27 protein-coding genes and 1 pseudogene are annotated in these 24993 nt (G+C 65.9%); 15 read left to right on the top strand and 13 right to left on the bottom strand.

Going from position 1 to position 24993, the window contains the following annotated elements; genetic code table 11:
- Nucleotides 1-50 precede the first annotated feature (50 nt).
- From ABIE00_RS18090 to ABIE00_RS18075, 4 genes and pseudogenes are all read right to left on the bottom strand, one after another.
- Nucleotides 51-458, bottom strand: a pseudogene (locus ABIE00_RS18090) (trehalase-like domain-containing protein); the annotation flags it as partial.
- Nucleotides 459-476: 18 nt separating this feature from the next.
- Entirely contained in the window at nt 477-953 is a 477-nt protein-coding gene (locus ABIE00_RS18085; protein WP_354263417.1) for a hypothetical protein, read from the bottom strand.
- 136 nt (nt 954-1089) lie between these two features.
- On the bottom strand, nt 1090-2352 hold the full coding sequence (locus ABIE00_RS18080) for a flavin-containing monooxygenase (RefSeq protein ID WP_354262084.1): 1263 nt from the start codon (nt 2350-2352) through the stop codon (nt 1090-1092).
- Between the two features lie 2 nt (nt 2353-2354).
- Nucleotides 2355-2741, bottom strand: coding sequence for a TfoX/Sxy family protein (locus ABIE00_RS18075; protein ID WP_354262083.1), 387 nt, complete (start codon nt 2739-2741; stop codon nt 2355-2357).
- 234 nt (nt 2742-2975) lie between these two features.
- Between ABIE00_RS18075 and ABIE00_RS18070 the strand changes: the two genes are divergently transcribed.
- The 5 genes from ABIE00_RS18070 (at nt 2976) to ABIE00_RS18050 (ending at nt 5856) form a co-directional block, all read left to right on the top strand.
- Nucleotides 2976-3443, top strand: coding sequence for a hypothetical protein (locus ABIE00_RS18070; protein ID WP_354262082.1), 468 nt, complete (start codon nt 2976-2978; stop codon nt 3441-3443).
- Nucleotides 3440-4666 carry an Nramp family divalent metal transporter gene (locus ABIE00_RS18065; protein ID WP_354262081.1) on the top strand — a complete coding sequence of 409 codons (1227 nt, stop codon included), beginning with the start codon at nt 3440-3442 and terminating at the stop codon, nt 4664-4666. Before ABIE00_RS18070 ends, ABIE00_RS18065 begins: the two co-directional genes overlap by 4 nt.
- On the top strand, nt 4663-5094 hold the full coding sequence (locus ABIE00_RS18060; protein WP_354262080.1) for a hypothetical protein: 432 nt from the start codon (nt 4663-4665) through the stop codon (nt 5092-5094). The genes ABIE00_RS18065 and ABIE00_RS18060 overlap by 4 nt, the downstream gene beginning before the upstream one ends.
- A complete protein-coding gene (locus ABIE00_RS18055) occupies nt 5081-5428 on the top strand; it encodes a PRC-barrel domain-containing protein (RefSeq protein WP_354262079.1) in 348 nt (115 codons plus the stop codon). The genes ABIE00_RS18060 and ABIE00_RS18055 overlap by 14 nt, the downstream gene beginning before the upstream one ends.
- A 224-nt stretch (nt 5429-5652) precedes the next feature.
- Nucleotides 5653-5856 carry a cold-shock protein gene (locus ABIE00_RS18050; protein WP_003806113.1) on the top strand — a complete coding sequence of 68 codons (204 nt, stop codon included), beginning with the start codon at nt 5653-5655 and terminating at the stop codon, nt 5854-5856.
- 514 nt (nt 5857-6370) lie between these two features.
- On the opposite strand, the gene ABIE00_RS18045 is transcribed toward ABIE00_RS18050, so the two are convergent.
- Nucleotides 6371-8008 carry a N,N-dimethylformamidase beta subunit family domain-containing protein gene (locus ABIE00_RS18045; protein ID WP_354262078.1) on the bottom strand — a complete coding sequence of 546 codons (1638 nt, stop codon included), beginning with the start codon at nt 8006-8008 and terminating at the stop codon, nt 6371-6373.
- A 440-nt stretch (nt 8009-8448) separates the two neighbouring features.
- On the opposite strand from ABIE00_RS18045, the gene ABIE00_RS18040 reads away from it, so the two are divergent.
- A complete protein-coding gene (locus tag ABIE00_RS18040) occupies nt 8449-9282 on the top strand; it encodes a chitosanase (RefSeq protein ID WP_354262077.1) in 834 nt (277 codons plus the stop codon).
- Nucleotides 9283-9375: 93 nt separating this feature from the next.
- On the opposite strand, the gene ABIE00_RS18035 is transcribed toward ABIE00_RS18040, so the two are convergent.
- Entirely contained in the window at nt 9376-11175 is a 1800-nt protein-coding gene (locus ABIE00_RS18035) for an AfsR/SARP family transcriptional regulator (protein ID WP_354262076.1), read from the bottom strand.
- Nucleotides 11176-11295: 120 nt separating this feature from the next.
- On the opposite strand from ABIE00_RS18035, the gene ABIE00_RS18030 reads away from it, so the two are divergent.
- A complete protein-coding gene (locus ABIE00_RS18030; RefSeq protein WP_354262075.1) occupies nt 11296-11460 on the top strand; it encodes a hypothetical protein in 165 nt (54 codons plus the stop codon).
- A gap of 414 nt (nt 11461-11874) precedes the next feature.
- Here the strand turns inward: ABIE00_RS18030 and ABIE00_RS18025 are convergent.
- Together ABIE00_RS18025 and ABIE00_RS18020 are read right to left on the bottom strand one after the other, a co-directional pair.
- A protein-coding gene (locus tag ABIE00_RS18025) for an IS5 family transposase (protein WP_502914230.1) occupies nt 11875-12772 on the bottom strand; the annotation gives its coding sequence in 2 pieces (ribosomal slippage) (nt 11875-12423 and nt 12425-12772; 897 coding nt in all).
- 48 nt (nt 12773-12820) lie between these two features.
- The gene (locus tag ABIE00_RS18020; protein ID WP_354262073.1) at nt 12821-13555 is read right to left on the bottom strand and encodes a FadR/GntR family transcriptional regulator; all 735 of its coding nucleotides are present in this window, start codon (nt 13553-13555) and stop codon (nt 12821-12823) included.
- A 190-nt stretch (nt 13556-13745) separates the two neighbouring features.
- On the opposite strand from ABIE00_RS18020, the gene ABIE00_RS18015 reads away from it, so the two are divergent.
- The 3 genes from ABIE00_RS18015 to ABIE00_RS18005 all read left to right on the top strand — a co-directional run bounded on the left by ABIE00_RS18015 (nt 13746) and on the right by ABIE00_RS18005 (nt 16195).
- Nucleotides 13746-14321, top strand: a complete 576-nt coding sequence (locus ABIE00_RS18015; RefSeq protein ID WP_354262072.1) for a gluconokinase — start codon at nt 13746-13748, stop codon at nt 14319-14321.
- Between the two features lie 70 nt (nt 14322-14391).
- A complete protein-coding gene (locus ABIE00_RS18010) occupies nt 14392-15795 on the top strand; it encodes a GntP family permease (RefSeq protein ID WP_354262071.1) in 1404 nt (467 codons plus the stop codon).
- Between the two features lie 133 nt (nt 15796-15928).
- Nucleotides 15929-16195, top strand: a complete 267-nt coding sequence (locus tag ABIE00_RS18005; RefSeq protein WP_354262070.1) for a hypothetical protein — start codon at nt 15929-15931, stop codon at nt 16193-16195.
- Nucleotides 16196-16295: 100 nt separating this feature from the next.
- On the opposite strand, the gene ABIE00_RS18000 is transcribed toward ABIE00_RS18005, so the two are convergent.
- Both ABIE00_RS18000 and ABIE00_RS17995 read right to left on the bottom strand, forming a co-directional pair.
- Nucleotides 16296-16997: a type 1 glutamine amidotransferase domain-containing protein gene (locus ABIE00_RS18000; RefSeq protein WP_354262069.1), complete on the bottom strand. Its 702-nt coding sequence runs from the start codon at nt 16995-16997 to the stop codon at nt 16296-16298.
- 113 nt (nt 16998-17110) lie between these two features.
- The gene (locus ABIE00_RS17995) at nt 17111-18442 is read right to left on the bottom strand and encodes a class I SAM-dependent methyltransferase (RefSeq protein ID WP_354262068.1); all 1332 of its coding nucleotides are present in this window, start codon (nt 18440-18442) and stop codon (nt 17111-17113) included.
- 331 nt (nt 18443-18773) lie between these two features.
- Here ABIE00_RS17995 and ABIE00_RS17990 point away from each other — a divergent pair, with 331 nt between their 5' ends.
- Together ABIE00_RS17990 and ABIE00_RS17985 are read left to right on the top strand one after the other, a co-directional pair.
- Nucleotides 18774-19163 carry a hypothetical protein gene (locus ABIE00_RS17990; protein WP_354262067.1) on the top strand — a complete coding sequence of 130 codons (390 nt, stop codon included), beginning with the start codon at nt 18774-18776 and terminating at the stop codon, nt 19161-19163.
- A 306-nt stretch (nt 19164-19469) separates the two neighbouring features.
- Nucleotides 19470-19937 (top strand): hypothetical protein, encoded by a 468-nt coding sequence (locus ABIE00_RS17985; protein ID WP_354262066.1) that lies wholly within the window; start codon nt 19470-19472, stop codon nt 19935-19937.
- A gap of 79 nt (nt 19938-20016) precedes the next feature.
- On the opposite strand, the gene ABIE00_RS17980 is transcribed toward ABIE00_RS17985, so the two are convergent.
- The gene (locus ABIE00_RS17980; protein WP_354262065.1) at nt 20017-20481 is read right to left on the bottom strand and encodes a hypothetical protein; all 465 of its coding nucleotides are present in this window, start codon (nt 20479-20481) and stop codon (nt 20017-20019) included.
- A 383-nt stretch (nt 20482-20864) separates the two neighbouring features.
- Between ABIE00_RS17980 and ABIE00_RS17975 the strand changes: the two genes are divergently transcribed.
- A complete protein-coding gene (locus ABIE00_RS17975) occupies nt 20865-22496 on the top strand; it encodes an alkaline phosphatase D family protein (RefSeq protein ID WP_354262064.1) in 1632 nt (543 codons plus the stop codon).
- 76 nt (nt 22497-22572) lie between these two features.
- Here ABIE00_RS17975 and ABIE00_RS17970 read toward each other — a convergent pair whose 3' ends face one another.
- A complete protein-coding gene (locus tag ABIE00_RS17970; RefSeq protein ID WP_354262063.1) occupies nt 22573-22926 on the bottom strand; it encodes a GYD domain-containing protein in 354 nt (117 codons plus the stop codon).
- A gap of 143 nt (nt 22927-23069) precedes the next feature.
- On the opposite strand from ABIE00_RS17970, the gene ABIE00_RS17965 reads away from it, so the two are divergent.
- Nucleotides 23070-23342 carry a hypothetical protein gene (locus ABIE00_RS17965; RefSeq protein WP_354262062.1) on the top strand — a complete coding sequence of 91 codons (273 nt, stop codon included), beginning with the start codon at nt 23070-23072 and terminating at the stop codon, nt 23340-23342.
- A gap of 138 nt (nt 23343-23480) precedes the next feature.
- Here the strand turns inward: ABIE00_RS17965 and ABIE00_RS17960 are convergent, their stop codons facing one another.
- Nucleotides 23481-23744 (bottom strand): hypothetical protein, encoded by a 264-nt coding sequence (locus ABIE00_RS17960; RefSeq protein ID WP_354262061.1) that lies wholly within the window; start codon nt 23742-23744, stop codon nt 23481-23483.
- 276 nt (nt 23745-24020) lie between these two features.
- Between ABIE00_RS17960 and ABIE00_RS17955 the strand changes: the two genes are divergently transcribed.
- Nucleotides 24021-24980 carry a 3'-5' exonuclease family protein gene (locus tag ABIE00_RS17955; protein WP_354262060.1) on the top strand — a complete coding sequence of 320 codons (960 nt, stop codon included), beginning with the start codon at nt 24021-24023 and terminating at the stop codon, nt 24978-24980.
- Nucleotides 24981-24993 lie beyond the last annotated feature (13 nt).

Raw genomic sequence — 24993 nt, 5'->3', positions numbered from 1 at the left:
GCGCCCCATTCGCAGACCAGGTGACGGTCCTGCCGGACGCGGGGGCGGAGGTGGCGCTCGCCGAAGCGCGGGTCAAAAACGACGGCGGCTTCCGCCGGTGCGCCGTCGGCCTCCAGCCGCCGGACGAGGAGAGTGGTGGGCAGCAGGCGGCCGGACACCTCCGCCACCATCGCTTCGGTGAGTTTAAGCGTGCCGCCGGCGGTGGCCCAGACCGTTTCGAGCGAGGCTGTGTGCGGCCGGTACCGGCGGGCCAGGCGTTCGGCAGGCCACGCGGGGCCCACGCGGAACGTACCCGCGTCCGGGCCGCCGAGCAGGGCGCCGAAGACGGGTTCGCCGTCGAAGGTGGGTGCGCAGAGCCAGTCGATGCCGCCGTCGGCCGAAACCAGCGCGGCCGTGCGCGTGTCACCCAGCAGCCCGTAATCCGCGAGGGCGGGCGAGTTTATGTTGGCCATGGTGCTCCACCTTTTCCTGGAGGGTCAGCCGGCCGTGAGGAGCAGCCCCAGTAGCGAGCCGTAGACCAGATGGGCCGCGACGGCCACCGCCGGGGTCTGGATTCCGTAGTTCAGGCCCAGCAGGCCGGGAGGTTCAAGTGCCGCGCGGCTTGCTGGACCTGCCCGGGTGCTGGCCATCCGGGGATGGATGCCGGGAAGCAAGGGAAGAATGACGGTCAGCGCCACGGCGACGTGCAGGAGTCCCAGCAGGGCGCCGATCCACCAGGTGGCCCGGCCCAGCAGCGCAAAGACCGCCGCGTAGCCGAGGGCGAAGACCTGCCCGGCGGCGAGATGGATGAAGAAGCCGGCAATCCGCGCCCTGTCCGGATCCGGGGTGACCAGGCTGCCCAGGACAAGCGGCAGGTCGAGCCGGGTCCAGCCGGCCATCTGGCAGGCGATCATGACGGCGGTCAGTGCTGTGGTGGCGAGCAGCCCGAACAGTGCCCAGCCCTGCCAGTCCATCTCAACCACCCGCACACTCTAAAAATAGGTTCTCTAATTTTAGAGCGCCCGATGAGCGGTGCACAAGAGAAACGCGGGGTCACTTCCCGCCCAATAAAGGCCCGAAATTGGGCGATAAGTGACCCCGCGTTGCAGTTCAGCGTCCCGCGAGATGGCCCGCCACGTACTCCGCATCCATCCCCACCGCAGCCACGGTCGACGACGCGTGCTTCGTAAGCCACGGCAGCCCCACCGCATACAGCCCTGGAACCTCGGTGACGCCGCGTGAATGGCGCGGGTAGTTCCACTCGTTCAGGACAGGGATGTCCAGGAACCCGAAGTCCAGCCCGTAGCCGGTGCTCCAGATGACGGACGTGATGCCCTCATCGTCGAGGTCCAGGCGCGCCCCGGACGAGGAAGGCTGCCAGTCGACCGCCGGCACAGGTTCAGCATCTGGTGCCTGGACCCCCGCCGCCAAAATGTACGCGTCCAGCATCACCTGCATCCGCTGCCCGAACGCCGATTCCGTGAGTGCGATGCGGGCGGCGAGGTCGTCGCTGAAGGTGATGGCGCCGTCGTCCGTTTCCTCATAATGGCCGTGCAGCCGGACGCCGCGGCGGCCGAGGTCCCGCAGACGGATGCCGTGCCCGCCGTCGTTGCCGGAGATCAGCGGATTGCACATGAACCGCGCGGCGGGCGACGGAAGCTGCGCCGCCTGGAGGCCGTTGATGCCGTAATCGGGCCCGTGCAGGTTGACCTCGAGGAGCCAGTAGAACGTGTCCTGCCCGCGGTAGCGCCGCGGCGCCTCGGGGCAGGCCGACACAGACAAGTGCACCTCCCGGCCGGCGGCGAGCAGGTCCTCGGTGATCTGCCCGCCCGACTGCCCGGTCCCCACCACCAGCACCGCGCCGTCAGGCAGCTGCGTCGGGTTGCGGTAGTCATGGCTGTGCAGCTGGGTAATGTGCCGGGGGAGTTTGGCGGCCGACGCCGGAACGCGCGGCACCTGATAGGCCCCGTTCGCGAGGACAACGTTCCGCACCAGCCAGCGCCCCCGGTTCGTATCGACGGCGAACCCGCCGTCCGCCGTTGCAACCCGGGTCACCCCGGTCCCCAGCTGCACCGGTGCCGCAATCCGCCGGGCGTACTCGCGGAAGAGCCCGATCACCTCGTCGCGGGGCAGGAACGCGTCCGGCTCCGGCCCGTCGTACGTCATCCCCGGCAGCAGGAACGCGAAGTTGGGCGTATTCAAATAGAACGAGTCCCAGCGGTCCTGCCAGGCGCCGCCCAGCTGGGGGCGCTGTTCCAGCAGCAGGTGTTCGACGCCGGCCCGGCTCAGCCAGTAGCTCGTGGCCAGGCCCGCCTGCCCGGCCCCGATGACCAGGGTGTCGATTTCATGCGCGGTGCCGGCAGGGGAGGGCATGGCTACTTCTTGGCGGCCTTGGGCTTGGGTTCCTTCGCGGCCTTCGGCGGCAGGCTGGCGACGTACGCGAACGCCTTCTCCGTCCAGGCCCGGGCCCGCGCGTCATCGCCGTCGCCCTCTTCGTTCCAGATCTCCGGCAGCCCGGTGTATCCGCCCATCGGACGTTCCGGCGGCCCAAAGGGGACAGTCCGCTCCGAGGATTCCAGCACCTCCCGGTCCTGGTCGGAGAGCTTGATGCCGATGGTCGGCCCGAACAGCCCGGCGAACATGTTGCCGTTGACGAACGCTCCCAGGTTCCCGAACATCGGCTTGATAACCACCCCGGGATGGTCAGGCACCACCGCCCGGAAGTGTTCCTTGTCAGCCTCGGTCGGTTTGGGCATTTCCATCAGTGCACCTCCGGGTTGCAGTGCTCAGGCAGGATGTCGTGGGCGCGACTATATGCCGCTCCATGCCCGGATCATACGCCCGCCGGCCGCCGCCGGCCACCGTTTCCGTGAGCCGGCAACTTGCCCCTTGCGGCGCTCTGCTGTTTACCGGTGCGCAGTGCTATACATAGCTCAAGGCAACTAATTGCAGCGGCGTTTCGGACCAACCGGGCCTGCCCGGAGGCTGGAGGGAAGGTGCAGACCAGGCCAGCCGGAGCCCGGACGGGCCGCCGGACACTCGCCGCCGTTGCCTGTCTCGGAGCCGTCCTCACCTCCTGCTCAGCCGGCAGCGCCGTCAGGGACACCGTGTCCACCGCCGCCCAGAACAGCTCCTCCGCCATCGCCACCGCCAAGCTCGCCGTCGGCCTCGACTCCGGCGGCAGGCTCACCAAGGCCGCCACCTCCACCGCGCTCGAGGACGCCCTCAAGGAAGTGCAGACCAGCCGCGACACCGTCCTGCGCCTCTCGCCCACCTCGCCCGGGGACCGGCAGGTGCGGGAGGAGGCGCTGAAGGTCCTGGACAGTTCGGCCGCAAGCCTCACCACCGCACGGAACGCCGTATCATCCGACGACGGCGGCCCGTCCCTTTCGGACGGAGACAAGGCGCTCGCCTCGGCTGAGGACGCGCTGGAGCAGCTCACGTCGAAGGTGGGCAAGAAATGAAACGCCTGCTCGGCGTCGCCCTCGGCATCCTGACCGCCATTGGCGGCTTCGTGGACATCGGCGACCTGGTGACCAACGCCGTCGTCGGGTCCCGGTTCGGGATGTCCCTGGTCTGGGTGGTGGCCGTCGGCGTCGTGGGCATCTGCGTGTTCGCCAACATGTCCGGGCGGGTGGCGGCCGCCTCCGGCCGGGCCACGTTCGAGGTGATCCGCGAACGCCTGGGGCCGCGCGCCGGGCTGGCGAACCTGTCCGCGTCCTTCCTCATCAACCTGATGACCGTGACCGCGGAGATCGGCGGCGTCGCACTGGCCCTGCAGCTGGCCAGCAGCGTCAACTACCTGCTCTGGATTCCGCTGGCGGCCGTGGCCGTGTGGCTGGTCATCTGGCGGGTCAAGTTCTCCATCATGGAAAACGTCACCGGGCTCCTCGGCCTGACGCTGATCGTCTTTGCGGTGGCGCTGTTCCTGCTCAAGCCGGACTGGGGCAACCTGGCCAGCCAGGCCATCCCCGCCGTCCCGGCCGAGGAAACCGGCGCCACCTACTGGTACTTCGCCATCGCGCTGTTCGGTGCCGCGATGACGCCGTACGAGGTGTTCTTCTTTTCCTCCGGCGCTGTGGAGGAGGGGTGGAAGATCAAGGACCTGATCCAGTCGCGGATCAACGTTCTGGTGGGGTTCCCGCTCGGCGGGCTACTGTCCGTCGCGATCGCCGGGTGCGCCGCCGTCGTGCTTCTTCCGGCCGGCATCGCCGTCACGTCCCTCTCCCAGGTGATCCTCCCGGTGGCGGCGGGCGCCGGGAAACTGGGGCTCGCCGTCGTCCTTCTTGGCATTATGGCCGCGACGTTCGGTGCCGCGCTGGAAACGACGCTCTCCAGCGGCTACACGCTGGCGCAGTTCTTCGGCTGGTCCTGGGGCAAGTTCCGGAAGCCTGCCGAGGCGGCCCGGTTCCATGTGTCGATGATCATCTGCCTGCTGGTGGGGCTGGCCGTGCTGGCCACGGGCGTGGATCCGGTGCTGGTGACCGAATACTCGGTGGTGTTCTCCGCCGTGGCGCTGCCGCTGACGTACCTGCCCATCCTGATCGTGGCCAACGACCCCCAATACATGGGCAAGCACGTCAACGGCCGCGGCGTGAATGTGGTGGCCATGATCTACCTCGTGGTGATCCTCGTGGCTTCGCTGGCGGCCATTCCGCTGATGATCGTGACAGGAGCCGGCGCATGAAAACACCCCGCCCGCTGCCCTCCGTTCCTCCCGTCGCCGGGCAGACCCTGGATGCGCAGCTGCACCTGCTGGACCGCCAGGTTCTGGACAGCGACGGCGTCCCGGTCACCACCGTGGACGACCTCGAGTTCGGCGTCCCCGAGGGCGCACCCGAGCTTCCCCTGGGCACGATGATTCCCGAGGGAACGCCGGCGCCGGTGCTCACCGCGCTGCTGACCGGCCCCGTCCTGGGGACGCGCATCTTCGGCGGTAGGCCGCCGTCGTCCCGGCTCATCCGGATCCCGTGGACGGACGTGGCCGACGTCGGCGTGGTGGTCCGGCTCGGCGTCTGCGGCCAGGGTCTGGACGCAGACTGGGTGGAGCGCTGGATCCGCGACAAGATCATCGCCCGGATCCCGGGGTCGGGAGCCCGCCGTGATCCTCGGTGATCTCTTGGGCACCCCGGTGCATGACGACGACGGCATACGGCTCGGGCGGGTGGCCGATGCCCGGTTTGTGGTGGACGGCGCCCCGCGCCGGCTGATGGCCGACGCCCGGCTGCTGGGGCTGGTGGTCAGCCCGCACAGCTGGTCGTCGTTCCTGGGCTACGAGCGGAACGAGCTGACGCAGCCGTGGCCGCTGCCCAAGCTGCTGCGGTGGCGGCACCGCGGATCGTTCTTCGTGATGTGGGAGGACATTGCTGTGCTGGGGGAGGGGGCCGTGCGGCTGCGGCCCGGATACACCGCGTACAGCCCGGCGCTGGACGGGAACGGGCAGGAGTAGGTTCCTCTTCAGCTTTGTGCCCCGAATGGTTGTGCCTGCAAGTTTGGTGTTTTTGCTGGTGGAAGTGCTGTAGAGTTGACCACGTTGTTGTGTTTGCATTGTGTAGTTCAGGCAGTACGCGCGGTCGAAAGTCCGCGTTCTTCTGAAGTAGCGGTTTTGAACACCCCACACCGGAGGACCCGAAAGTCGGGACTTTTCCTCCACCTTCACGAAGGACAAAAATAATGGCTACTGGCACCGTCAAATGGTTTAACGCTGAAAAGGGCTTCGGCTTCATCTCCCCGGACGACTCCTCGCAGGACGTTTTCGCGCACTACTCCGCGATCAACTCCTCCGGCTTCCGCTCCCTCGAAGAGAACCAGAAGGTTTCCTTCGAAACCGAGCAGGGCCCCAAGGGTCCCCAGGCCGTGAACATCCAGGCTATCTAATTTCCTTAGATAACCGGGACCGTTAGGTTTCGAGCAGGGCCCGCCAATTCGGCGGGCCCTGCTTGTGTTTAACCGCCGGTGCTGGAAAAGCCGGGTTAGCGGCCAAAATGTGTGTACAGGAGGGGCGTGTCACCTGCGTTGTCCGCCCATCCTTGTTGGATTCCGTTTCCGTCCTCGTGCTGAACGCTGGGTCGTAGCGGGCTGGGCCGATGGGGTCTTGGACCCGGGTGTGGTTCTTTCTTCGGGGGTTGTCAGTGGCGGCGTTGCACGAGCTGCCAGGGCCAGCAGTTCCTTGTCGGCTTCCAGTTTCGGGCGCAGCGTCAGATGCGTGCGATGTTCTGACAGATATGAAACAGGCACCGTGGGTGGATTCGATGGAACCGTCACTCCACATGCTTTCAAAGCATGTGCAAGCCCCTACAACCCGTGTGAACAGTGACAACCAAGCACGCCGCGTACACACATTTTGGCCGCTAGCCCGAAAAGCCTCCGGACGCGCAGCAGACCGCCGCAGTCAGAAGGTACGTGCCGTCTGCCGGCCCGCCGCGCTTGCTGTGGGCTGTCGGGACGATATCCGGTGCCCGTCGCTGCTGAAGCGGCGGCCGAGCGGGCCCAGAGACGCCTCGATGACGATGTTTTGGGTCACGCTCATGGCGAATCTTCGTGAGTTCAACGGCACCTTCGGGTCGAACATGCCTTTCAACCAGTCCACGGAGGCCATATTCAGGACCCCCGAACCCGAAGCGGTCGTGTAAAAAGTCGAGTCGGCCCAGCCGTGTGCGTCATGCTTGCCTGCCGCCGGCGAATGGGCAAATACGTGTAAATCCGGAGGATACACGAATGCCTGCCCTTTTCGCCGGGTGTACACACGGTCCGTTTCTCCGCCCGTCAGGCCTGGGAAGGTGGCTCCGAGAGGAGCGCCGATGCCCTCAAAGGCGAAAAAATGAGGGTCGCTGACAGTAAACGTCCCCTTGACCCGCAAATCGCCGTAAAGGGCGCCGGTGAATGATGATTCCGGGCTGGCGCGTGGTCCGTCGCGCCACCTTGTGGTCGCAGCGTCCGGATGCGCCCTGCGGACAGGATCCAGTGTCGCCTTACGGTAGCAAACCAGAATGCGGTCTGGACCCATCTTGGACGGTTCTGTCCGAGTGCGCCAGTACACGTTGTTGGCCCCGCAGAAGATGACGTTGGTGCCACGATTTCGAGCGGTTTCGATCGTGCGCCGCAGTGCCGGCGACCAGTACTCAGAGTGACCCGAAAAGATGACCGCTGTGGCTCCGCTTACCAGCGCCGGATGACCCGTGATGCGTGCCTCCGTCGTGTACGCGAGGTTCAGCCGGCTGTCCGCGATTGCCTCTGCCGCCCGGATGAGCGGTGCATTACTGTGCTCGAATTCCTGGTGGTTCTCGTAGGGCCTGTCGAAGCTGACCTTGTAGGAACGCCGGGCGCGGCTGTTTTTGGGCCCCGTGTAGAGGGAATACCTGCCCCACTTGTTGTAGGCCTGCATGGTGCAGTCGTTGAAGACCAGGACGCTCTTGCCCTTCATTGAGGCGGATTCGACCACCAGCGGGATGAGGTGGTCATGTCCGCCCCCTGCGGTGAGGATGAGGTAGTAGAAGCCCTCGGGCCACTCCGACGTGTCGATTGACGTGGTCACCTTCCAAGGACACGTGACCATCCGTGTTCCGTGTTGCACCGTGAAACGGGGTTGTGGACTGACTTTGACCGGATTGGACTTCCAGACCAGGCGTTGGCCGGCGCCACCGTAGTCACCGAGTCGGTACGCCAGGATGCGTATGGAGTGCAGGCTGGAGTTGACGTAGAGCGTGATGACTCGCCTGCCGGCAGTGGAGGCATGCTGGCCAAGATAGGCCTCCAACTTGGGAGTCGCAGACCAGTGCGTGGGAACGGAGGCCCGCGGTGTTCCCGGCTTGAGATTTTCCGTTGCCGCATTAAAACCCGCAACGGGCGCAGCCGCCAAGATGCTGCTTCTGCCGGACGTGCTCAGCTGCCTGGCCGGTGTTGCTACCCGGGGAGCTGTTGCTATTGCTGCGGGGTGATCATCTCCGGCGACAGCCAACGACAGCGCCGTTACGGCCGCGGCGAGGATACCCCTTCGGCTGGCCGTGGCTGCCAGTGGGCTTCCCGGCATAGGAAGCTGCCGTGATGACCCGGATCTGATACCCATTTGGCCCCCCATAACAGTTGGACAGAGCATGCGTCCGAAAGCTTGGAAAAACCTTGGGCCGATGAGGGTGCTGGCCACCAGCCACCACGTCCAGGCGGGGTTATGCCCATCTGCGCAACCGGGTAGCCGCATCGCGTCAGAATCGGGTAGCGGCTACTCGTGTGTGATCAGGGCATTCCGGATTGACTGGTCACTGGGCCGGCGGCGATGAGAGCCTCTGAGACCGGGCATCTCACCCCCAGCCGCCGCCGGTCCGCACAACGTTCGAGACCCCACCGCCGTTCAAGACCCCCACCGCCAGATGAGGGCGTTCCGACCGGTGGGAAAAGGAGCCTGACAGTCATGATCCAATACCGCTTGCCAGCGGCGTCTGACCCGCGGCGTTTCCTGCAGGGACCGCTCTGATGTTGGAGTGGTTGCGGGAACGCCTCGGCCAGCACGACGCGCGTGAGCTCGCCAGGGACGCGCGTGAGCTCGCCAGGGACGGCCCGGACATTTCGCATCCGGCCTACAAAGAGATGGCGCTCCAGTTCACTTCCACGGCGGAAAACTCCACCCAGGACTGGACCGAGTCCTTCGGCTACATCGAAGACATCGACGACGGCCGCGGCTACACCGGCGGGCTCGTGGGATGGTGCAGCGGCACCGGCGACATGCTGGACCTGGTGCAGTGCTATGCCAATGCCGCCCCAGATAATTTACTGCAGAAGTATCTCCCCTTGTTGCAGCCCATCATGGAGGCCCCCTACAAAAAGCGGCCCGCACTGAGCCACAAGCTGCTGGGCCCGGGCTTCGTCGCGGACTGGAAGGCAGCGGCCGGCGACCCGGCTTTCCAACGGGCCCAACAGGATGAACGGGACCGCGTTTACTGGGAACCGGCACTCGCCGAGGCGATCAAGGACGGCGTGGGGCCGCTTGGCCTGGCTATCTATTACGACGTGTCCGTCAACCACGGGCCGGGGGAGGACAGCGAGTCATTCGGGGGCATTTTGCGCGCGGCGCGGCGGGCGCACCGGCCCCCTGCGCAGGGGGGAAACGAAGCCGAGTACCTCACCGGGGTGGTGGACGCCAGAGTGTCGGTCCTCAAATCCTGGGGCGACTACCAGCATGATGGCCGGCAGGAGATCTACTATGGACTCCTCAAGGCAGGAAACCTGGAACTTGTCCCGCCGCTGACCTGGTCGGTTTACGGCGATCAATTCACAATCCGCGCTTACCCGGAGCCGGCCCCGGGGTAAGCGACCCAAGGCGCACGCCCACCGGCGGCGCCGGCAACCGGGGGCCCAGCCACCAGCGGCGCGTGGCACAATCGCCTGCACAGTTCCGGTACTTCACCCACCCTGGCGGCGCGCCAGGAACGCCGTAAGGGCGGGGCTGTTGATCTCATTCGCCAGCCACGACACCGTTTGAGCCGCGGTCTTGTCACCGAGCGCCGCCCGGTGGGACTTTGCCCGCACCACGAACTCGCGCATCCCGCTGCGGCCAGCCAGGCGGTCGAGTTTGCCGACCAGCTCCGAAGCACGCGGTGAGCCGGTTTCCAGGGCAACTTCAACGGCCACATCCAGCAGGCGTGCCGAGTACCAGAGGTACCAGGGCTTGGGCTCCAGTCCGCGCTGTACCCAGTGCTCTGCTGCCACCAGATCGCCGTGTGTCAGGAAAAGGCGGGCTTCGGCGCCGGCCGCCAGTGCCATGTAGCAATGGTCACCGGCGAGATCTGCCAGCACCCACGAGCGGTCAATCATTTCGGCAGCGTCCTCCAGTTGGCCGGCGGCCAGAAAGGTTTCGCCGCGAAGCCCGGCCACGAACGGCTCGAACGCCGTCCAGTGTTCGGCTGCCACCCAGTCCAGTGCGCGGTCCAGCGACAGCGCCGCCGCACCCACGTCCCCTTGGAGCAGCTGCACCCGTCCCAGCAGGGCCCGGCTGAAGGCCTGCTGCCGGCGGTTCTTGATGGCCTTCGCCAGTCTTCCGGATTCCTTCAGGGCAGTCACCGCGTCCTCATAGTAGGCGGTGTCCGAAGCGAGCATGCCCTGGATGCCGAAGATCCGCGCCTGTTCGTCGGGGAATCCCTCGGCCGCGAGCATAGCGCGGCCAAGCCAGCCGGCCGCCCGGTCAGGCACACCGCGCTGCACGGAAAGGTAGCCCAGCTCGCGGTACGCCGCGGCGACAGTCCGGGAGGCGCCGTCGGGCCCTTCTGCCGATAGCGCGCGGTGTAGGAAGTCCGCCACCTCGGCGCCGCGGCCACCCGCCTGGTGGATTAGCGCCCCGGACAGCATCACAAGGGACTCGGCGATCAGGTGCCGGTCAGTGCTGCGCTGGGCCATTACGACGGCGAGCCGCAACTGGTCGAGCCCCCTGTCGACGGCGCCGGCCAGGAGGGACGCGTTGCCGGCGTCGATGTACGACTGGACCGTGGCGGAGGTGGCCGGCATGCCCGGGTCGGCGGGAGCCGCGGTTGACAGCGCCCGCCGGACTTCCGCCGGCAACGGCAGGCCGAGCTCCTGGCGGTAGAGCTCCGAGCATTTGGCCACGTGTTCCTTGGCCCGCTGATGGTCGCCCAGTGCCACAAGGGCCTTAACCAGCACGGTGTTGCAGTCCGCGTGGAACGGGTCCCGGTGCAGCGCCAGCTGCGCGAGCTCCGCCGCTTCGTCCGGCGCCTCGGCAGAGAGCGCGGCCAATGCGGCGTCATAGAGCAGTGCCTGGACGCAGTTGTCCAGTCGGTAGCGCTGGTCCGCCAGCCAGGAATCGAACACGGGGCAATCGGCGAAGGACAGCCCTTCCAGCAGTTGGCCGTCGAGCCGGCGGGGATCGAGGCCGGGACCGCCGGGCGACCCGACCGCCTCGACGGCGTCGCAGCGCCATGCTGGCTGCATCTCCAGCTTTAGCGGATCGCCCGCCATCGTCACGCCAACAAGGGTCCGCCGCAGCTCGGACAGGTTCCACCGCAGCGCACCGAGTGGATCCGCGGCATCGGGAAAAAGCAGCGAGGCAGTTCTCGACCGTCCGGTGCCCACTGCTTGCAGCGCAAGGTAGGTCAGCACCGCCCAGGCCTTGCGGCCGCGGGGCTGCACAGGATTTGCGCCAGGGGACTCGATCCGCGGGGGACCGAGGAGCCGGATCCACGCCTCGGCCATAGGGCTCATGGTACCGCTGCGGCTTTTCGGTGTCTGCGGTTCTCACACGCTTGCTCACACGCCCGCCGAACACACTGAAATCACCCCCATCAATCACCATCACTCATCTGAGGAAACACCATGGAACTGTTCATCATCATTGGCCTTGCGGGACTCTGGGTTGCAGGCGCCACCGTTCGTGCCGTCCTGCATGACGGCCGGGGCCACACCCCGAGCGAGGGCTCCACCGAGGCGTGGCAGGCAGGTCGCCTGCCCAGCGTGCCGTTCTCCGAGGCGCGGCTATAGGGATTCCGCAACTACCGGGCAGTAGAAAAAGTGGTCACACGGAAGTGCGGCGGACGTGTCCGAAGCCCTGGAGCCACCGGGCAGACAACCTCCCAAACCGCACATCCCTCGGTAGTACCCCCTGTTCAACGCATCCTCTTTGAGGAAGCCGCGCCTCTTCGCTTGCACGCTGGCCCGATAGCCGCGCTCGGGCTGGGCATGGTCGCCGCACCGTTCGCCTTGTCGCCCCGGAACGTCCTACTTCAGCCGCCATCTGAACCAGCGCAGCGGCTCGGTGATGCCCCCGCGGGGCCCTGACCCGGCTGCCGAAACAACCCAAGGCCCGAACCCCTACGGGCCTTGGGTTGTTTAACGCGGGATGCGGGCGGCACGGTTCCGCTGCCGCCACGGAACCGTGCCGCCGGATTACCCGGCCTAGGGTGTGTTGCTAAAGCTCGCTTTTAGCCAGGCAAGTGATGCGGCGAGCTGAATGGCAGCCATATAGTTCCGTGCAGTCTTGTCGGATCTCATTGCCAGGCCCCGCCAGTTTTTGAGCTGGCTAAAACCCCGCTCAACGACGTTTCGGCCCTTGTACGCCTCGGCGTCAAACGCTGGCGGCCGCCCGCCGGAGGAGCCCTTCTTCTTCCGGTTGGCTGCCTGGTCAGACTTCTCCGGAATGGTGGCCTTGATGCCGCGTTCGGCCAACCAGATGCGGTTTGCCCTGGAGGTGTATCCCTTGTCGGCCAGGACCCGGTCCGGGCGCGTGCGCGGTCTCCCCTTACCGCTGCGTGGAACTCGGATCCCTTCCAAGGTGGCTGCCATCATGGTCGTGTCGTTGATGTTCCCGGCCGTTAGGACGCCTGAAAGCATCCTCCCTCTGCCGTCCGTGACCATGTGGAGCTTGGTAGTGAGCCCGCCGCGGGAGCGCCCGATCGCGTGATCTGCCGGTTCAGGCCCGAGTTTCATGTAATTCGACGGGGCCCCCCGCGGGGCGCGGAAGTGTCGCCCCGTGCTGGTGGACGCGCACGATCGTGGAATCAATGGACGCGATCCAGTCGAGGTCGCCAAGCGTTTCGGCGCGGGTCTGGACGCGCTCCAGCACCTTCGTCCAAGTACCATCCTTGGCCCAGCGGTCGAAGTTCTTGAAGACCGTGTTCCAGTTCCCAAAATGCTCAGGAAGGTCCCGCCAAGGCGCACCGGTCCGGAACTTCCATGCCGTCCCTTCCACAACGAGCCGGCGGTCCGCAACAGGACGCCCGTTGCCCTTCCACGTCGGAAACAACGGCCCGATCACGGACCACACTTCGTCAGAAACCAGAAAGCGATCGCCCATCACACCAGCCAACCGCATTTCATCCCCTACGGGGTTTAGCAACACACCCTAGTGCAGCCCCATCGCCTCACGCACTTCGTCCAGGATGTGGTGCATGGCGGTCTCCGCTGCCGTGGCGTCCCCGGCAGCCACCGCGGCGGCCGCTTCCTCATGCGCGTCCAGGGCCTCGGGCCGTGGCTTGAACGGCATGAGTCCCTGGTGCGTGCGGCTGGTAAGCACCTCGGCCACCATTCCTTCAAGGGACGAGAACATCTCGTTGCCGCAGCTCTTCAGCAGCAGCCGGTGGTACGCGATGTCGGCTGTAAGAAATCCCTCAAGCTCTCCCGCTTCGCCGAGCCGCCGCAGGTCCGCGGCCAAGGCCACCAGCTGGCTGCGTTCCGCTGCGCTGGCCCGGCGGGCGGCACCCGCCGCGGCAATGGGTTCGACGGCGATGCGCAGCTCCGTGAGGCTGGCGTACTGTTCGGCTCGGCGGTCAGACGCCAGACGCCACCGCACCAGTTTGGGGTCATAAACGTTCCAGAGGTCCGGGCTCTGCACCACGATGCCCACGCGCCGGCGTGAGTAGACCAGGTTCATCGATTCGAGGACCTTCATGGTGTCCCGCGCCACCGTCCGCGATATGCCGTACTCCTGCTGGAGGCCCTCGAGGGTCAGGCGGCTTCCCGGCGCCAGGGCGCCGGATGCGATGGCCACGCCCACAGCGTCAAGGACGCGTTGGTGCATGGCGGGTGACAACCCGCCGTCGTTCGCGTTATCCGCGCGGTCTTCTGTCGCCGTCGACATGGTCCTGCCTTTCCTCTGCGCTGAGGCGCTCCTCCAGCGTACCGGAAGAAGACGGCAAAGGTATGACCTGTGACACGCAAAGATAGTATCTTTGCGACGAATTGGTGATATCTTATCTCCAGCGCAGTTCGAGTCGGACTGCCGATTGAGCTTCTTCCACAAGCCAAAGACGTCTTCTTCGGAGGTAAACATGCAGTATCCAGCCACGCATCTGGTGGTGATGGGGGTTGCCGGTTCAGGCAAGTCCACGATCGCCGCGGCCCTGTCCAAGCACCTCGGCTGGGCAAGCGCGGAGGCGGACGAATTCCACCCGCAGTCCAACATCGACAAGATGAGCCAGGGCATTCCGCTGCAGGACCAGGACCGGTGGCCCTGGCTGCAGGAGATCCAGGACTGGATGACCGGCCAGGCCCGCGGCGGCCACAGCACCGTGCTCACCTGCTCGGCGCTCAAGCAGAGTTACCGCAAGCTTCTGTCCGAAGCCGAAGGCCGCGTAATCTTCATCCACCTGCACGGTGACGCCGAGCTGCTCAGCCAGCGCATGCAGGGGCGCGAGGGCCACTTCATGCCGCCCACGCTGCTGCCCAGCCAGCTTGCCACCCTGGAGCCGCTGACCGCTGGAGAACTCGAAAGCGGAAGCCTCCGCCTGGACATCACCCGTTCCCCGAAGGAACTCATCGCCGCCATCCTGGCCGCCCTGCAGCTCCCCGCCAATGAGCTCACGGCCAGCCCGCTCGCCCCGAACCCGGCGCCAAGCACCCACTAACTGCATCACCCGGGTGCCGCGCGTCCCAAGCGGCACCCACCCCCCCAGAAATCTGCTTCAAAGGAGAATCATGACCATCGAAGGATGGACTCAAACGCTGGGCGCAGGACCACTGCTGCTCATCGCGGCCGCAGCGATCGGCGTCCTGCTGTTCCTGATCATCAGGCTGCGCGTGCACGCGCTGCTTGCCCTGATCCTGGTCAGCCTCGCCACGGCCTTTGCCACCGGAATCCCCGCCAACCAGGTGGTCCCGGTGTTGATCAACGGCTTCGGGACGACCCTCGGAACCGTGGCGCTGCTCGTCGGCCTGGGCGCCATGCTGGGCCGGATCGTGGAAACCAGCGGCGGCGCGAAGGTGCTGGCCGACTACCTGATCGGCATCTTCGGAGAGAAGCGCGCCCCGTTCGCGCTTGGCCTCGCCTCGCTGATCTTCGGCTTTCCCATCTTCTTCGACGCCGGCCTCGTGGTCATGCTCCCCGTGGTCTTCGCCGTCGCCCACCGCCTGGGCGGGGGAGTGCTGCGCTACGGCCTCCCGGCCGCCGGCGCGTTCTCCGTGATGCACATCTTCATGCCGCCGCACCCGGGCCCCGTCTCGGCGTCGGCTTTCTTCGAGGCGAACATCGGCCTGGTGACCATCGCCGGCCTCCTCACTGCTGTCCCCACCTGGTACGTTACGGCGTACCTGTACGGCCTGTGGACCGGCAAGAAGCTGGAGCTCCCGGTTCCGGAACTTTTGGGTCACGCTACCGCCGAAGCGGAATCCCATCCGCCGCGCTTCCGCACCATCATAGGCCTGCTGCTCCTGCCGCTCGCGCTGATCTTCATTAACACGGGCCTGAACACCCTGGCCGCCTCCGGTGCGCTGCCGGGAACCGTAAAGAACGAACAGTGGTTCCAGGTGCTGCGCACGCTGGGTGAAACCCCCGTGGCCCTGCTCATCTCCGTCATCGTGGCGATGTTCGTCCTCGGTGCCCGTCGCGGCGTCCACAATGGGGCACTGGAGAAGCTGCTCGAATCCTCGCTGGGCCCGGTCTGCTCGGTCATCCTCATCACCGGCGCCGGCGGCATGTTCGGCGGCGTGCTGCGTACCTCCGGAATCGGTGGCGCCCTGGCCGATGTGCTGGGCAACATGGGCATCCCGCTGATCCTGGCCGGCTTCCTGATCGCCGCCATCCTGCGCATCGCCCAGGGCTCGGCCACCGTGGCCCTGACCACCACCGCGGGCCTGATCGCTCCCGGCGTGGCCACCGCCGGGCTGAACGGCATGCAGATCGCAGCCCTGGTGATCGCCGTGGCCGCGGGATCCGTCGTGGTCTCGCACGTGAATGACTCCGGCTTCTGGCTGGTGGGCCGCTTCTTCGGCATGGACGTCAAGACCACGCTGAAGACCTGGACGGTCATGGAAACCCTGATCGGCGTGATGGGGTTCGCCATTGCCGCAGCCATCTTCGCCGTGGCCGGGCTCGCGGCCTAGGTCCCTTTCTTGAATACTCTTAAGTACGATGCGGGAGGCCGGCAGATCTGCCGACCTCCCGCCGTCGTACTACTGTCCGACTTTGGCGGAAAGTACGGCAGACTGGAACTCCTCGACCAGAAGGCGGACCACATTGATCAATCTGCAGCAGGATGCTGAAGGCTTCATCCGAATGAACCGGCATTTCCCGGAGAGCATCCTCGTCTCCGTGACCTTTTCCGACGGCTCGGTGGAGGAGGTCTCCGGCAAGCGGCTCAACCAGGCGTACGACGAGGCCCTCGCGGAGTTCCGCGCACAGAACCACCTGGACGCGAAAGGCTTCTCGCGTTACCAGAAGAGCCGGACCAACCCCGGGAACAAGGTCGACTTCGTTCGCATCCAGCCCGGCATCGGTGACTGATTCCCTGCCGTTTAATGCAACGCGGGGTCAGATAACGCCCAATCCGCTGCCGGGATGGGGCGGGATCTGACCCCGCGTTGCTGTTTCAGCCGGCTGGTCCCTACTCCGCGAGGGCCTTGATGACCTCCTTGGCCACGTCCTCGCTGGACTGAGGGTTCTGGCCGCTGATCAGGTTGCCCTCGCGCACCACGTGGCTGGCCCAGTCCGGGCCGGTCTCCACGTTGGCGCCCTTCTCCCGCAGCGCCGTCTCCACAAACCACGGCGTGTTCTCCCCGGTGCCGCCGCCCAGCTCCTCCGAGTTGGCGAACACCGTGACTTTGCGGCCCGCGAAGGCGAACTCGCCGTCGTCAGCCGCGGCGCTGAGCAGGCCCGCGGGGCCGTGGCAGAAGGGCGCAATGATTTTGCCGGCGCCGTCAGCCTCCACCAGGATCCGGCCGAGGTCCTTGTCCTGGAAAAGGTCCGCCATGGGCCCGTGGCCGCCCGGCAGGACGACGGCGTCGTACCCGGACATGTCGACGTCGGCCAGCACCAGCGGGGCGAAAAGGTCGACGTCGATCATGTCCAGATACGTGCGAAAGTCCTCCGCCCGCTCCTCGCTGCCCACCGTCCCGGGCTCCAGGCTGAGCTTATCCACCGTGGGTTTGACGCCGCCGGGGGTGGCAAAGTCAACGTTGTGTCCGGCCTGCTGGAGGGTCCGGTGAGCCACCACCAGTTCCTCGGCCCAGAAGCCGGTGGGGTGCTGGTTGCCATCCTTCATGGTCAGCGAATCGGCGGCCGAAACGACCATCAGAATGTTAGCCATTGTCCTTGCTCCTTATGTGGTTTTTCCTGGTTTCGACGTGGTCAACCGGCGGGGCCCGCTGACCGGGCTTGTCGGGATCTCGCAGCGACGCAGCTGACGCGGCTCCGCCGCGTTCAGCCCGCCCAGGTCCTCATCCGCAACGGCGGCTCCTCGCCGCCGGCCTTCTGCAGCAGCACCTGGTTCACGCCGGTCAATCCATCCTCGAAGCCGAGGGCGCTGGCTGCCATGTACAGGCGCCAGACGCGGGCGCGCCCCTCGGAGGTAAGCCGCACTGCTTCGTCCCACTGTTCCTCGAGATTCTTGACCCAGGCGCGCAGCGTCAGCGCATAGTGCCGGCGGAGGGCCTCGACGTCGAGCACCTCGAAGCCGCCGCCCTCCAGCGCCACGATCATGTCGCCCAGGCCGAGCATCTCGCCGTCGGGGAAGACGTAGCGGGGGATGAAGGAATCGGGATCGTCCGCGGTGGGCCCGGCGTTCCACGAGATGGCGTGGTTGAGCAGCCGGCCGCCAGGCCGCAGCAGGCCATGAAGCTGCGACACATAGCGGCCCAGCTGTTCGCGGCCGACGTGCTCGGACATGCCGATGGAGCTGATCGCGTCGTAGGGGCCGTCGTTCACATCGCGATAGTCCTGGACGCGGATGTCCACGAGTTCCGTCAGCCCGGCCTCGGCCACCCGCTTGCGGGCCAGCTCCGCCTGCTCGGTGGAGAGAGTGATGCCGACGACGCTCACCCCGTACCGCCCGGCCGCATGCAGCGCGAAGCTTCCCCAGCCGCAGCCCACGTCCAGCACCCGCATGCCCGGGGCCAGGCCGAGCTTCCGGCAGACCAGGTCGAGCTTCTCCTCCTGTGCGGCCTCCAGGCCCGTGTCCTCGTCGGACCAGACAGCGCAGGAGTAGACCAGCGACGGGCCGAGGACCAGCCGGTAAAAGTCGTTGCCGACGTCGTAATGGTGGGAGATCGCGGCGGCGTCCCGTTTCTTGGAGTGCCGCCTGCCGTGCTTCTCCACCTTCGCTTCCTCCGGCGGGGGAGCGGGATTGGGGCCGAGTGCGCCGAGCCGGACGCCGGTCTTCACTAGAGTCCATACCTCCCCGGGCGTCGGCTTGCTGAACGGGCCGGGTTGGGCGAACTTGCCGGCGGAGCTGAGCGCAGCGAAGGCTGCGAAGATCTCGCCGTGTGCGGTGATCTCGCCCGCTACATACGCCCGGCTCAGCCCCAGTTGCCCGGGCGACCAGAGGATCCGCCGCAGCGCCCGGCGGGATGTGAACTCGATCAGCGGGGTATCTTCAGGGCCCGCTTCAGAGCCGTCCCAGGCCCGTATGCGGATGGGTATCTGTTCCGTGCCCGAGTCTCCCGTGCCCGGTTCCCCGGTGCCGAGGACGATGGCCAATGCCTTGGCCAGTTTGGGTGCTGCTCCGGTCTTCTTTGCCGTCCTCGTTCTTGCCAACCTCGTTGCCTCTCGTCCGCTGCCCAGCTCGCCCGACTGCGCCCTCGCAGTCCCGTGGGATTAACGTACACAAGCCTGCCTGCGCCTGACAGGGAGACAACCCTGTCTCGCTCGGATTCTCCCTGCTCTGACTGGGCTTCGCCCCAACCGCTCCTCGAATTCGCCGGAGACCATCCCAATCGCCGGAACGCTCCGGCGTCCCCGAAGCGTTCCCGCGAGTTCGGGAACGATCACGGGAACCGTGGGGGCTCCGACCACTCCACTCTGGACCGGATATGGGGGCGGTGGGATGCTGATCGCAAATACCGTCGGAGAGGGAGGCTGATACGCCATGGATGACTCGCCGGAGACGCGCCAGAGGCTGTCCGACCGCATCGAAGAAAAGCAGTCAGCACTCCGCTCCTACCTGGAACGGCTACGGCCGCGACGGCACAAGCTCACCGAATTCAGTGTGGTGGGCAGTGTGCTGGCCGCCCTGTTCACTGCTGGTCCGGCGTTCGGAGGCACCGGCTTCACGGCATCAATCCAGAGCATGTTCTCCCTGGACGATGCTTCGATGGTGTGGCGGGTCCTTTGCCTTGGGGCAGTAATTCTGTCCGTCGGAGCCGGGCTCGCCACCAACTTCGCGAATTCCCAGGCTTTGGCCGAGAAGGTCACCGCAGCAGAAACGGCCTCGCGCAGCTGGAAGGACTGCAATTGTCCCTGGGCTTCGGCCACATAGCGACTGATGAAGCAGCGATGCTTTACAAGCAATTTGTTTCCCACGTGGCGTTCGTGAATGAGGTGCCTACGCGCTGACGGGAACGGCTGCAGTCGTGCCGCAGGCGCCGTCGTGGATGAAACGCGACTTCACCTGCTCCGCTCCCTGCGGTGGCTGAGGCCCTGCCGTGGCTGCGGCGGACTCTGGCTGGAGCCTTGCTGTTCAGCGCCCGAGGGCGGCCCCTGAGCAGCCCAGTCTGGACCGGGAATCCGGGCGGTGGGATCCTGATCCAAACGTCGACCGGGGGGAGAAAGGCTGCACCTAACCATGGAAGAATCCGCCGATACGCGGCAACGGCTATCCGAGCGCATTGACCAAAAGCAGCAGGCCATCCGCTCCTACTTGGGACGGGAGCGCCCACGCCGGAACAGGCTATCCAACATCAGCATCGTGGGCAGTGCACTGGCGGCCGCGCTCACGGCCGGACCGGCAGTGGGCGGAACCGGATTCACGGAGGCGGTACGCGGGATCTTCTCACTGGACGACGACTCCATCGTGTGGCGGTTCCTTTGTCTGGCCGCCGTGATTTTCTCCGTGGCGGCCGCATTGGCCACCAACTTCGCCAACTCCCGCGCGCTGGGCGAAAAGGTCAGCGCGGCCGAGAGCGCCAACGCCCAACTGGAGGGCCTGCAGCTGTCACTGGACTTCGGCAACCTCGCCGTGCCCGATGCCCTCAAGCTCTACCAGCAAGCCGTGGCGCCGGTGGCCTTCGTGGACGAGGTGCCTTTGCGCTGAGCTGCTTTTCAGGAAAACGTACGACGGCGGGTGGCTGGCGGTGATGCCAGCCACCCGTTCTGACTCGTCAGATTGTTCTTTAGGCGAGCAGTGCGCAGATATCCGTCACCTGCCCGGTGCCTTCGAAGGGGCTGATTTGTCTCCCTCTTCCGTCAAGAACGTACGTGACGGAACCAACTGTTAGGTAGACACCCTTTCTGTCCCCCTCCGGAATTGTCAGTACGTTCCTGCCAGTCGCCGTTATTTCCACGCGGTTAGCGGACACTGTGTTGACGTGGCTCGCGCCTGTGATGCCGAAAGTGACGCTTTCGCCGGTCTTGACGTTAGTAAGCGTCACTTCCTGTCCTGGAGCGGTGAAGATTGTGGCTCCGTTTGCAAGTTCATTCACACCCGCCTTCCCCGTCACGACGGCTTCAATTCTGTATCCACACTCTCGAAGAGTCAGGGTCACTGTCCCGATGGGTTCCGGCGCCGCGGTAGCAACGGCTCCCGTGCCCGCCACGAGGCCGGTGAGCATTCCTGTCAGTAGTAGAAGCTTCTTCATGGCAAACTCCGTCCAAAGATTTCGTCGGGGAAATGTGCAGGCCAAACACGATGACGCATAATTGGCCCAAGGGCAGTAGATATTTCAATGATGAATATTTCTGTAAAAGCGGTTCCCTCATTAGGAGCCGCAGATGAGTTGCCGCGAGGAAAGGTGCAACGCACCAAATTCCCACCCATTTACCCTTGCTCAAAAGTAAGGGTCAGCTCTCGGCATATCTTCTTTGATTAATGCCTAGGTGCAGGATATTAGACCCTGCCTCTCTCTCATGGGAAGCCAATTTCATTTTTTGTCAAGGAATTCGATCTGGTTGTCACCCGGGTTCTTATTGCGGTTCATCTCGCCGTCGCCGCCCCTTAACCCGGCCGGTCAACGATGGCCCCATGACTGCTCTCTCCCGCCGTAACGTCCTCAAGGGTGCCATCGCCGCTGCCGGTGCTGCCGCCGTCGCGCCTTCCCTGGTTGTCCCCGCCCACGCAGCCCGGCCGTCCGCTGTTCCTCTGGTCCGCAACCGCCTGACCCTCCCGTCCGGCATCTCCACCGGAGATGTCACCACCAACTCGGGCGTCCTGTGGTCCCGCGCGTCGGGCGCGGGCCGGCTGGTTGCCAACCTGGTGGCGGTCGACGAGGACGGGTATGCGCTCCGCGGCAGCCGCGCCTTCAGCCGGGTCCTCCGCGGCACCACCGCCAGCGACGCCACCGACTTCACCTCGAAGATCGCCGCCCGCGACCTCCCGGCCGGAACCCGCTTCGCGCTCACCATGCACTTCGAGGACCCGGACGGCAACGCGGGGGAGACCGCCCGCGGCTCATTCAGCACCGCGCCCGGCTCGAGGGCCAACAGCCCCTGGTCCCGCAGCGCCGGCAGCAAACGCGGCCAGAGCTTCGTCTGGACCGGCGACACCGCCGGCCAGGGGTGGGGCATCAACGAGGAAATCGGCGGCATGCGCGGATACGCGGCCATGCTTGCCACTAAGCCGGACTTCTTCATCCACGCTGGGGACACCATCTACGCCGACGGCCCCATTTCCGCCCAAGTCACCGAGCCCGACGGCCAGATCTGGCGCAACCTCGTCACCGAGGAGGTTTCCAAGGTGGCGGAAACCCTCGAGGAATTTCGCGGCCGCCACCGCTACAACATGATGGACAAGAACATCCGCGCCCTTTACGCAGAGGTCCCGGTCATCGCCCAGTGGGACGACCACGAGACCCACAACAACTGGTACCCCGGGCAGATCCTCACGGACGCCCGCTACACCGAGCGCCGCGTGGACGTACTCGCCGCCCGCGGCCGCCAGGCGTGGCAGGAATACCAGCCCATTGCCCAGCTCAGCGACGGGAGCACCGGCTTCGAGCCGGCCCGGATCTACCGCAAGATCACCCGCGGCCCGCAGCTGGACGTCTTCTGCCTGGACATGCGCACCTTCAAGGACCCCAACACCGACGGCAAGGAAACGACGCTCACTCACATTCTTGGGCAGGAACAGGCCGACTGGCTCATCCGCGAGGTCAGCAAGTCCAAGGCCACGTGGAAGGTGATCTCCGCGGACCTGCCACTTGGCATCATCGTCCCCGACGGCCCCACCGCGCAGGAATCACTGTCCAACCGCGACGCCGGAGCCCCCTTGGGCAAGGAACTCGAGATCGCGCGCGTGCTGTCCGCGTTCAAGCGCAACCGGGTTAAAAACGTCGTCTGGCTCACCGCGGACGTGCACTACTGCGCCGCCCACCACTACTCGCCCGAGCGCGCCGCCTTCCAGGACTTCGACCCCTTCTGGGAATTCGTCGGCGGACCCATCAACGCCGGCAGCTTCGGGCCCAACCAGATGGACGGCACCTTCGGCCCGGAAGTGGTGTTCTCCAGGGCCGGCGCCTACGCCGGTGAGTCCCCGCGCAGCGGCGAAAGCCAGTACTTCGGCCACGTCGATCTCGGCGAGGACGACGTCTTCTCCGTCACCCTCCGCAACGCCAACGGCACCGTGATCTTCCGCAAGGACCTGAACCCGGAGCGTTGAGCGGTTGATCGGGCCTGCCGGGATCCCGAGGTTCCGGGGTTCGGCAGGCTCAACCGGCGACTCGAATTCGGCAGGCTCAGTCGACGGTGACCTCGGGCTGCTGTGCGGCGCCCGGCGGTTGGTACCTGATCCGCGCGGCCTGACGCATGGCTTCCATCGATTCCTCGACGCTCAGAAGCACCGTCGTTTCGAATGCGCTCAGCGCACCGCCCCCGCTGATGGCCAGTGCCACTGCGGCCATGGAGACGTTGTCGGGGGCTTCCCAGAGGTTGTAGCCATCGTGGGTGCCGAAGGCGTACCAGAATCCGTGGAGCTTCCCGCCCACCGATTCGATGTAGGCCTGCGCGGCCTTTCGTCGGTCCTCAGGGTTGTTGATCAGCCGGGCCCACGTTTCCGGTGTGTAGCTGAATTTGGATAGGTAGAGCGGCATCGTCTCGTCCTTTCGCTGTCGGAAGCGGGATGAACCCAGAATGGCAGGCTGCTGTGCGGCCAGCAACGGCTGGATTTCCCGGCCTGGCCCGCTCGCGGTTAGGGGAGGTAGCCACCCGTGCCGTCCGGTGGGACGATTCCAATATGAGCGAGAACTTTCCGGATCATGGACCGCGCCTGCACGCGCATGCGGCCCCCACCACCCAGCAGATGCGCACTGTCGGCCAGCGAAGGCGGGACGCGGAAGAGAAGCTGGAACAGCATCTGCAGGAAGCCCGTCATAAGGACGATCCGGCCCACGGTGAGCCCATAACACTGTCGGGGACTCCGACGGAGGACGGCCCGGACCTTGCCGAAAGCCAGTATGACCTCGGACTGCCCGATGGCGAGGGTGTGGATCCGAACCCGGGGCGGTGATCCCCACCGGCTCAATCACCGGAACGCTGGGTTTCGACAAGCTCAACCACCAGAGCGGTTGTATCCACGACGGCGGGTGGCCGGCAAACATTGCCGGCACCCGCCGTCGGGCTTTCCTGATTACTTCGGGAACCGGAACTACTCGAAGAACTCGATCCGCGGTTCGCCCTGGACACCGGCGCGCTGGACGGCTTCCTTCAGTTCTGTGCTGGCGAAGAATGCCTTGGCGGCGTCCACTGTGTCGAATTTATGGATGACCAGGACATTGTCCGGATCATCGGCCATCCGGTGGACCGACTGCTCAGTGACGCCGCCGTCCTTCTGCGCGTCGGCGAAGGCATCGTAGACCTTGCGCCATGCGTCGTAGTCGGCAACACGGTGGAGGACGAGTGAAAGGGCCATGGTACTTCTCCTTTGAAGCGAGGCTGCGGCTTACACCTTAGGGCCAGGTGGTCGGGGTCTCGTAGGCGGACGGCCCGGGATTGGACCGCCCAAGGCCGTGGTACTCCGGGCCTGGCCGGGTGTCAACGCCCTATTCATTGCTGAATGGCGCACGTCACATATTCAGCAGAGGCTGCAATCCGGCATTTCGTCTGCAAGAATTGCGAAGTCATGTGCGGGAGGTCACGAGCAACGGCGCTTGCGACCTCCCGTGCTATGCCCTGGGGGGAGGCAAGGATGTCAGGAATCAGTTTTACGGCCATCGATTTCGAAACGGCCAACAGCCATCGCGGCTCGGCGTGCGCCGTCGGCCTGGTCAAGGTCCGGGACGGACACATCGTGGACACGGCGTCGTGGCTCATCAAGCCACCGCCCGGCATCGACGACTTTGACCCCATCAACGTGGAGCTCCACCGGATCACCGAACAGGACGTCCGGAACGCCGCCGACTGGGAAATGTCCCTCGAAGGCATCCTGCAGTTCGTCTGCGAGGACCCGCTCGTGGCGTTCGACGCCGCCTACGACGCCTCCGTGATGCGCAAAGCCACCGAGCACCATCACCTGGACCTGCCCGCCACGGACTTCTACTGCGCTCTGCGCCTCGCCCAGAATCACCTGCCCCTGCCGCAGCACCGCCTCAGCGACGTGCTCGCCGCCTTGGACCTTCCGCCGGTTGAGCAGCACGAGCCGCGGGCGCACGCGCTTGCCTGCACCAGGATTGTGCTCGCCATCGCTGCCCAGCGCGGGTTGGCCACTCTGTCCGAGGTCTGGGAACAGCCAACGACGGCGGTCGGCAAGCGCCGCCGTGGCCGGCGGGTCCGCAACGACGCCGACCCGGAGGCCGAAACACCCGGCGCCGCCGGAGCCGGGGAATCCGGGGAATCCGGGGACGCATCCGAGCGGAGCGGTGAGCCCGGGGAATTTGGTGAGCCGGATGCCAACCTCAAGGTGGTGATGCCCGCTGAAACCCGCGGCACCGCGAGGCGCGCCTTCAGCGCCGCAGCGGCACTGGTCCTGTTCACGCTGGGTGTGGCGGCCGCCGTCGGACTCGCGTATCTCACGGGACTCACGCTCCGCTTCCTCGCCGCCGGGCAGACAATCAGCGCAGCGCTGACCGTCGCCGCAGCCGCGGCAGCCATAGGCGGGATCTGGATATGCATCACAACCGGCTGGCACCGGCTCCGGCGGGGTATCTGACCGCCGGGTATCT

This window comes from Arthrobacter sp. OAP107 (assembly GCF_040546765.1).
In the GTDB taxonomy this organism is placed as follows: domain Bacteria; phylum Actinomycetota; class Actinomycetes; order Actinomycetales; family Micrococcaceae; genus Arthrobacter.
Note: the sequence above shows the minus strand (reverse complement) of the source record. Positions and strands in the feature narration are given on the sequence as shown.